The following is a 6,564-nucleotide window of genomic DNA, read 5'->3' as shown; positions in this document are numbered from 1 at the left end:
GGAGAGTTTGTCGAGTGGCAAGTACGTCCTGCGGTGGTGCGTCTGTTTCAGGAGCGGGGTATTGATGTCCATGAGTTTCACCCTGGTATTTCGGTAAAACGGGATAATGAGGGTTTAGAGATTGATCTATTAGTAGTAAATGATACCGATGCCATTTTAGTGGAAGTCAAAAGTAAGTTAACTCAAAGGGATGTGGATGAGCATTTACAACGTTTGGCTAAGTTTAAGCGGTTAATGCCTCGTTTTCGAGATGTAAAGGCTTTGGGAGCGGTGGCAGCGATGATTGTTCCCAATGAGGTGGCGAGTTACGCTTGTCGTCAGGGTTTATTTGTGTTGGTGCAGTCAGGGGAAAATGTAATAATTTTAAATGATGCGGAGTTTACGCCCCAGGTTTGGTAGGTTTAGCTTTTTCTCGAAATCTTCTAGGTTCTGTGTGATCAGTTTAACTTATATCTAGAAGCATTAGATTTGAGAAAACGACTCTTAGGAGACAATCATCCCTCTGTGGCAAGTTCCCTCAACAATTTAGCAAAATTGTATTATTCCCAAGGAAGGTACAAAGAAGCGGAACCTCTCTATTTACAAGCTTTAGCAATTGCTGAGCAAGCTTTAGGGGAGAATCATCCTAATACTGTTAGGATTCGGGAAAACTTAGAGTCGCTCCCGTAGGATGGGTTATTAACCCATCCGATAATACAACAATATAAAATAATACAATCACCTTCAATCAACCAAACAATTATGACTACACTCAAAGATATTGAATCCGCGATTCTCCAGTTGCCTGACGAAGAAATCTATCAATTATCAGCTTGGTTACAAGACTATCTTGATGATAGTTGGGACAAACAGATAAAAAACGATCTCGAATCAGGGAAACTCGATCGACTATTACAAAAAGTCAACAATGATATCAGTAACAATCAAGTTAAGTCTTTAGATGAAATCCTTAACAACTCCTGATTTTTGGCAATGTTATGCCAACTTACCTCCCTACATTAAGCAACAGGCAAAAAAAGCCTATCGTCTCTGGATTAGTAATGTTTTCCATCGATCATTACATTTCAAGAAAGTAGGGAAAAATGTCTGGTCAGTCCGAATAACTGAGAATTATAGAGCTTTAGCATTGAAAAAAGGTGAAGATTATTACTGGTTTTGGATTGGTTCTCATGATGAGTATGAAGAGTTAATTAAATAGAAGGAGAAAATTAACCATGCTAGATCCTAAAGAATTTCGCAATATTATCCACCAAGATTTTACTGAAGTTACCTCACAGGAATTTCTGGCAAATCTAAAAAAATACTGTCCAGAAATTTTTGAAGGCGATAACTATCCCAATGTCACTGAAAATCTTAATAATTTAGCAAAACTCTACCAATCTCAAGGAAGATACGAAGAAGCTGAACCACTCTTAATACAAGCATTAGAATTGAGTCAACGACTCTTAGAAGACAATCATCCTGATGTGACACTTTCCCTCAACAATTTAGCGCATTTGTACTATTTTCAAGGCAGGTACACAGAAGCAGAACCCCTCTATTTACAATCATTAGCAATTGCTGAGAAAGCTTTAGGGGAGAATCATCCTACTACTGTTAAGATTCGGGAAAATTTACAAACGCTGCGACAACAGCAACATCCATCGTCTTAACTGTGATTTATGTGTGGGATGGACTATGATTGATTATTGATGAAGACTTGCTGAATACAACACAATCATAGTATTCATTCAATCATTCAAATCATAGTTTAGACTTATTATGGGATTATGGGATGGACTATAATTGAATTAATCACTGATAACTGATATAGGCTATATTTGAAGAACTTACAAAGGTAAAATTATGACTATCAAAGAACAACTAATTCATGAAATTGAAACAGTATCCGATGAGGTAATAGAAGAAGTTTTTGACTTTTTATTATTAGCCAAAATCAAACATAATCGATCGCAAGAACAATCTAAACCTTTTGCACAATTTATAGAAGAACTCACTGCTGATATTCCTCAAGAAATTTTAGATACCTTACCAACCGATAGTGCAGAGCAACATGATCATTATATTTACGGTACTCCTAAACATTAACCATGAAGCGAATTTTTGCCGACACCTTTTATTGGATCGCTTTACTCAACCCTAAAGATAACTGGCATCAAATTGCGCTTAATTATGCTCATAGTTGTATCAATGATCAGCTAATAACGACAGATGGCATTATTGATGAGATACTGAACTATGCTTCATCTAGAGGAACTATTATGAGACAGAAAGCACTCTTGATGTGTACGCAAATGCTACGGGAAAAAACAATAAAAGTTATTTCCTATACATCAGAATTACGTCAATTAGGTTTTGAATTATATAAACAACGGTCAGACAAAGGTTATAGCATTACAGACTGCATATCAATGGTAATTATGCAACAAATGGATATTTTTGAAGTGCTTACCCATGACAAGCACTTTACCCAAGAAGGTTTTATTATTCTTTTTCAAAAAATAGAACTACTATAAAATGGAGTCAACGACTATTAGGAAAAATCACTCTACTATTGTTCAAATTCGGAAAAATTTACAAATGATGCGACAACAGCAATATCCATCGTCTTAACTGCGATCAATTTGACTATGGGATGGACTATGATTGATCACTGATGAAGACTTGCCAAATACAACACAATCATAGTATTCATTTAATCATTCAAATCACAGTTTAGACTTATTATGGGATTATGGGATGGACTATATTGTTAATATTGTTTTGCAGTACAAAAAGGTCATAAAAAATCATGGACAAACAACTATTACTCAATAAAATTAAACAAGCAGTACAAGCGATCGAACCTCAAGCGCAAATATTTCTTTATGGTTCACGGGCGCGGAATGATGCTCAACCAGACTCTGATTGGGATATATTAGTATTAGTTGATGGGATCACCAACCCTACTCGCACATCTCAAATCCGTCGTCAAATTTATGAAATCGAATGGGAAACAGAAGAGGTTATTTGTACCATTGTTCGCAGCAAAAATCAATGGGAACATCCCTTATTACAAACTACTCCTTTCTGGGAATCAGTTAACAAAGAAGCTATTATGCTATGAGTAAAAATTCCCTTCACGATCAACTAATTAGGTATCGTTTAAATCGTGTAGAGGAAGCTTATCAAGATGCTTGTTCTCTTGCTGATGGTGCAAGATGGAATAGTTGTATCAATCGTCTATACTATAGTTGCTTTTATGCTGTTACGGCTTTACTTGCTTATGATAATCTCTCATCTCCAAAACATACAGGTGTCCGTAGTCTCTTCAACAAAAACTACATCCGTAGTGAAATTATTTCAAAAGACTTTGGTGCAATTTATAACGAATTGTTTGAATACCGTCTCGAAGCAGATTATACAGACTTTGCAGATTTTGATGAATTACAAGTTCTTCCTTTCATTGCACAAGTGAGAGATTTTTTAAATATAATTTCAGACCTGCTTCCTACTGATTAAATGACAAAAGTATTGTATGGCAATACATTAAGTAAAGAGCATCTCAATACACAAATGATGCGACAGTCACATCCATCGTCTTAACTGCGATCAATTTGACTATGGGATGGACTATGATTGATCATTGATGAATGCTTGCTGAATACAACACAATCATAGTATTCATTCAATCATTCAAATCACAGTTTAGACTTATTATGTGACTATGGGATGGACTATGATTGATCATTGATGAATGCTTGCTGAATACAACACAATCATAGTATTCATTCAATCATTCAAATCACAGTTTAGACTTATTATGGGATTACCGTTGGTGCTTCTCATCCATGCCCCTTAGATTACCAGATTTCGTCACCCCCTGAACGGTGACAATTTATCAGCGTTTTCTCCTTGTTTGTCGCCGGTGATACCGTTGATGAACTAGGCGATAGCTAACAAAATAGGTTATCGTAGCAAATACCGTCGCTGATAGTAAGCAACCAAAAAACAGGGTTAAAAGAAATTGGCCGCCAGAACTAGCTAACTTTTCGGTGAAGCTTTGATTAGTTTGAAAAATGTCGCCCAGATTTGATCGCCCGCTTTGACCAAGAATAAACTCTCCTAATTTATAATTAAACAGGAAAATTGGCAGATCGGTCAAGGGATTGCTGATATAAGTACCGGCAGCAGCCGCGATCTTGTTGGCGCGAAATAGGGTGGCTAAAAAGATAGCGACGATGATTTGAAGGCCCATCCACGGGAAAAATCCCGAAAAAACTCCCAAGGCAAAACCCCTGGCAATTTCCCTAGGATGTCCTTGTAATCGCATTAAGCGAATATACCAATAGCGCAAAAATCGCAGTAAGCGATTACTCGAATATTTGCGGCTTTTTCTCGCTTTTAATGACCGTGAGCGCATATTTTCGGGCATAAATGCTGACAAAATTGATACCGACTTCAATTTTAGCAAGGGGTGATTAAGAGATGTTAAACACAGGGGATACGATCGCCGCCATCGCTACGGCGATCGTTCCGGAACAGGGTAGTATCGGTATTGTCCGTTTATCTGGTAGTGAGGCAGTGGCGATCGCTCGTCGGCTTTTTTATACCCGCAATCGTCAAAAATGGCAAAGTCATCGTCTTCTCTATGGTTATATCCGGCACCCCCAAAGTCGGGCAATTATCGATGAAGCTTTGCTGTTGCTCATGTTAGCGCCCCGCTCTTTCACCCGCGAGGATGTGGTGGAATTTCACTGTCATGGCGGCATTATGCCCGTACAACAGGTGTTACAGTTATGTCTAGAAAATGGGGCGCGTTTGGCCCAAGCGGGGGAATTTAGCCTGCGTGCCTTTCTTAACGGCAGAATTGACCTAACTCAAGCCGAAAGCGTCGTCGATCTCGTTGGGGCGCGTTCTCCCCAAGCGGCACAATTTGCCCTCGCCGGTTTACAGGGGAAACTCGCGCAACCGATCCGCCATTTGCGCGCCACCTGTCTCGATATTTTGGCTGAAATTGAGGCCCGTATTGACTTTGAAGAGGATTTACCGCCCTTGGATCACGAGGCGGTTCTCCATAGCATAGAACAGGTTTTTTGTCAAGTAAATTTAATTTTAGCTACCGCCGAGCGCGGGGAATTGCTGCGTAGTGGTCTAAAAGTGGCGATCGTGGGGCGGCCGAATGTGGGGAAATCCAGTTTGTTAAATGCTTGGAGTCGGAGCGATCGAGCGATTGTCACCGATTTACCCGGCACTACCCGCGATATCGTCGAATCTCAGCTAGTTGTGGCGGGAATTCCTGTACAAGTCCTCGATACGGCAGGAATTCGCTCGGCCAGCGATCGAGTCGAACAAATTGGGGTGGAACGTTCCCGTCAAACGGCCCGGTCTGCTGATTTAGTTCTCTTAACCGTCTCCGCAGAGTCCGGATGGACAGAGGAAGATGAGGAAATTTATCGCTCTGTCAGCGATCGCCGATTAATTTTAGTGATTAATAAAATTGATTTGGTTAATCCAGAAACGGTAATTTACCCAGCAGAAATTGAGCGAGTTGTCAAGCTATCCGCCGTCCAAAATCAGGGTATTGAAGACTTAGAAAAAACTATTATTAATGCTGTCCAAAATCAAGAAATACAGGCGGCTAATTTGGATTTAGCCATTAATCAACGACAGGCGGCCGCTTTAACTAGGGCGAAAATTGCTTTGCAACAGGTCAAAAAAACAATTGACCAAGATTTGCCTTTTGATTTTTGGTCGATCGATCTGCGTACTGCCATTCAAGCTTTAGGAGAAATTACCGGCGAAGAAGTAACTGAATCGGTACTTGATCGCATTTTTAGCCGTTTTTGTATTGGCAAGTAAGCAATTAGAAAATCCGGTCAACCAGAAAGAAGCAAAATTATTTGTAGGATGGGTTAGCGGTAGCGTAACATAATCGGGCGTTGGGTTTCATGCTTCAACCCAACCTACGTTCATCTTATATTTAATTCCACCCACCCACTTAGGAAATCCTGTCAACCAGAAACAAGGTTTTATCTTTTTGTGTTGGTTTAACTATAGTTTTGTTGAGAATTGGAGAACTCAGATATTACTGGAAAAAAATACTTTCCAACCGGCCGTAATAATGGCACTCCCCAAAAGGATAATCAATGTCCAGACCTGATTTTTTTGGGTTCCTTCCACTGATTTTAGCCGATTGTCGATGCCTTCGATTTTCTCGTCTAAAACTTTAATATCTCCTTTGATATCTGCTTGTCCTATCTCAAGTTTTGTTAAGCGATTATCTAATCGATCAAACCGTTCATCAATCTTATCGAATTTCTGGCTAACTTCCTTGATACTGTCTTTAATTTCTTTGAGGACGACATCAAGGGAATAAGTAACAGTTTCGTTAGACATTTGGTAAACTCCTATACTGCATCTGGTTGGATATAATTTTATCTTAAGTCTAGGCTTTAAGAAAATTTTCTTTCAGGAGCGGTTAACTGTAGTTGTGTTGAGGATTAGACAACTCAGATATTACTGGAAAAAAATACTTTCCAACCGGCCGTAATAATGGCACTTCCCAAAAGGATAATCAATGTC

The 6,564-nt window shown here is 39.2% G+C and carries 11 protein-coding genes and 1 pseudogene; 10 read left to right on the top strand and 2 right to left on the bottom strand.

Going from position 1 to position 6,564, the window contains the following annotated elements:
* The 9 genes and pseudogenes from IM515_RS16750 to IM515_RS16710 all read left to right on the top strand — a co-directional run.
* Positions 1–399, top strand: a 399-nt coding sequence (locus IM515_RS16750; protein WP_287698081.1) for a DUF3782 domain-containing protein, incomplete at its 5' end; no start/stop codon positions are given.
* A gap of 45 nt (positions 400–444) precedes the next feature.
* Positions 445–669, top strand: a pseudogene (locus IM515_RS16745) (tetratricopeptide repeat protein); the annotation flags it as partial.
* A gap of 72 nt (positions 670–741) precedes the next feature.
* The gene (locus IM515_RS16740) at positions 742–963 is read left to right on the top strand and encodes a hypothetical protein (RefSeq protein WP_287630146.1); all 222 of its coding nucleotides are present in this window, start codon (positions 742–744) and stop codon (positions 961–963) included.
* Positions 941–1,198 (top strand): ParE family toxin-like protein, encoded by a 258-nt coding sequence (locus IM515_RS16735; RefSeq protein WP_002737575.1) that lies wholly within the window; start codon positions 941–943, stop codon positions 1,196–1,198. Before IM515_RS16740 ends, IM515_RS16735 begins: the two co-directional genes overlap by 23 nt.
* A gap of 16 nt (positions 1,199–1,214) precedes the next feature.
* Entirely contained in the window at positions 1,215–1,652 is a 438-nt protein-coding gene (locus tag IM515_RS16730) for a tetratricopeptide repeat protein (RefSeq protein ID WP_287630145.1), read from the top strand.
* 193 nt (positions 1,653–1,845) lie between these two features.
* Positions 1,846–2,088, top strand: coding sequence for a hypothetical protein (locus IM515_RS16725; RefSeq protein WP_002760184.1), 243 nt, complete (start codon positions 1,846–1,848; stop codon positions 2,086–2,088).
* Positions 2,089–2,090: 2 nt separating this feature from the next.
* Positions 2,091–2,516: a type II toxin-antitoxin system VapC family toxin gene (locus IM515_RS16720; RefSeq protein ID WP_287630144.1), complete on the top strand. Its 426-nt coding sequence runs from the start codon at positions 2,091–2,093 to the stop codon at positions 2,514–2,516.
* 275 nt (positions 2,517–2,791) lie between these two features.
* Positions 2,792–3,106 carry a nucleotidyltransferase domain-containing protein gene (locus IM515_RS16715; protein ID WP_287630143.1) on the top strand — a complete coding sequence of 105 codons (315 nt, stop codon included), beginning with the start codon at positions 2,792–2,794 and terminating at the stop codon, positions 3,104–3,106.
* A complete protein-coding gene (locus IM515_RS16710; protein ID WP_287630141.1) occupies positions 3,103–3,501 on the top strand; it encodes a HEPN domain-containing protein in 399 nt (132 codons plus the stop codon). Before IM515_RS16715 ends, IM515_RS16710 begins: the two co-directional genes overlap by 4 nt.
* A gap of 379 nt (positions 3,502–3,880) precedes the next feature.
* Here the strand turns inward: IM515_RS16710 and IM515_RS16705 are convergent, their stop codons facing one another.
* A complete protein-coding gene (locus IM515_RS16705) occupies positions 3,881–4,414 on the bottom strand; it encodes a DUF2062 domain-containing protein (RefSeq protein WP_002788779.1) in 534 nt (177 codons plus the stop codon).
* Positions 4,415–4,467: 53 nt separating this feature from the next.
* On the opposite strand from IM515_RS16705, the gene mnmE reads away from it, so the two are divergent.
* Positions 4,468–5,841 (top strand): tRNA uridine-5-carboxymethylaminomethyl(34) synthesis GTPase MnmE, encoded by a 1,374-nt coding sequence (mnmE, locus tag IM515_RS16700; RefSeq protein WP_287630140.1) that lies wholly within the window; start codon positions 4,468–4,470, stop codon positions 5,839–5,841.
* A gap of 219 nt (positions 5,842–6,060) precedes the next feature.
* Here the strand turns inward: mnmE and IM515_RS16695 are convergent, their stop codons facing one another.
* Positions 6,061–6,378, bottom strand: coding sequence for a DUF4164 family protein (locus IM515_RS16695; protein WP_287630139.1), 318 nt, complete (start codon positions 6,376–6,378; stop codon positions 6,061–6,063).
* Between the last annotated feature and the right edge of the window lie 186 nt (positions 6,379–6,564).

Source organism: Microcystis sp. M44BS1 (assembly GCF_020244875.1).
GTDB classification, from domain to species: Bacteria; Cyanobacteriota; Cyanobacteriia; order Cyanobacteriales; family Microcystaceae; genus Microcystis; species Microcystis panniformis.
The sequence above is the reverse complement of the archived record's forward strand: the minus strand, read 5'-3'. Positions and strand labels throughout refer to the sequence as shown.

Coding starts and splice junctions, on each gene's coding strand:
- IM515_RS16740 (WP_287630146.1), top strand. CDS start 742: ATGACTACACTCAAAGATATTGAATCCGCGATTCTCCAGTTGCCTGAC.
- IM515_RS16735 (WP_002737575.1), top strand. CDS start 941: ATGAAATCCTTAACAACTCCTGATTTTTGGCAATGTTATGCCAACTTA.
- IM515_RS16730 (WP_287630145.1), top strand. CDS start 1,215: ATGCTAGATCCTAAAGAATTTCGCAATATTATCCACCAAGATTTTACT.
- IM515_RS16725 (WP_002760184.1), top strand. CDS start 1,846: ATGACTATCAAAGAACAACTAATTCATGAAATTGAAACAGTATCCGAT.
- IM515_RS16720 (WP_287630144.1), top strand. CDS start 2,091: ATGAAGCGAATTTTTGCCGACACCTTTTATTGGATCGCTTTACTCAAC.
- IM515_RS16715 (WP_287630143.1), top strand. CDS start 2,792: ATGGACAAACAACTATTACTCAATAAAATTAAACAAGCAGTACAAGCG.
- IM515_RS16710 (WP_287630141.1), top strand. CDS start 3,103: ATGAGTAAAAATTCCCTTCACGATCAACTAATTAGGTATCGTTTAAAT.
- IM515_RS16705 (WP_002788779.1), bottom strand. CDS start 4,414: ATGCCCGAAAATATGCGCTCACGGTCATTAAAAGCGAGAAAAAGCCGC.
- mnmE (WP_287630140.1), top strand. CDS start 4,468: ATGTTAAACACAGGGGATACGATCGCCGCCATCGCTACGGCGATCGTT.
- IM515_RS16695 (WP_287630139.1), bottom strand. CDS start 6,378: ATGTCTAACGAAACTGTTACTTATTCCCTTGATGTCGTCCTCAAAGAA.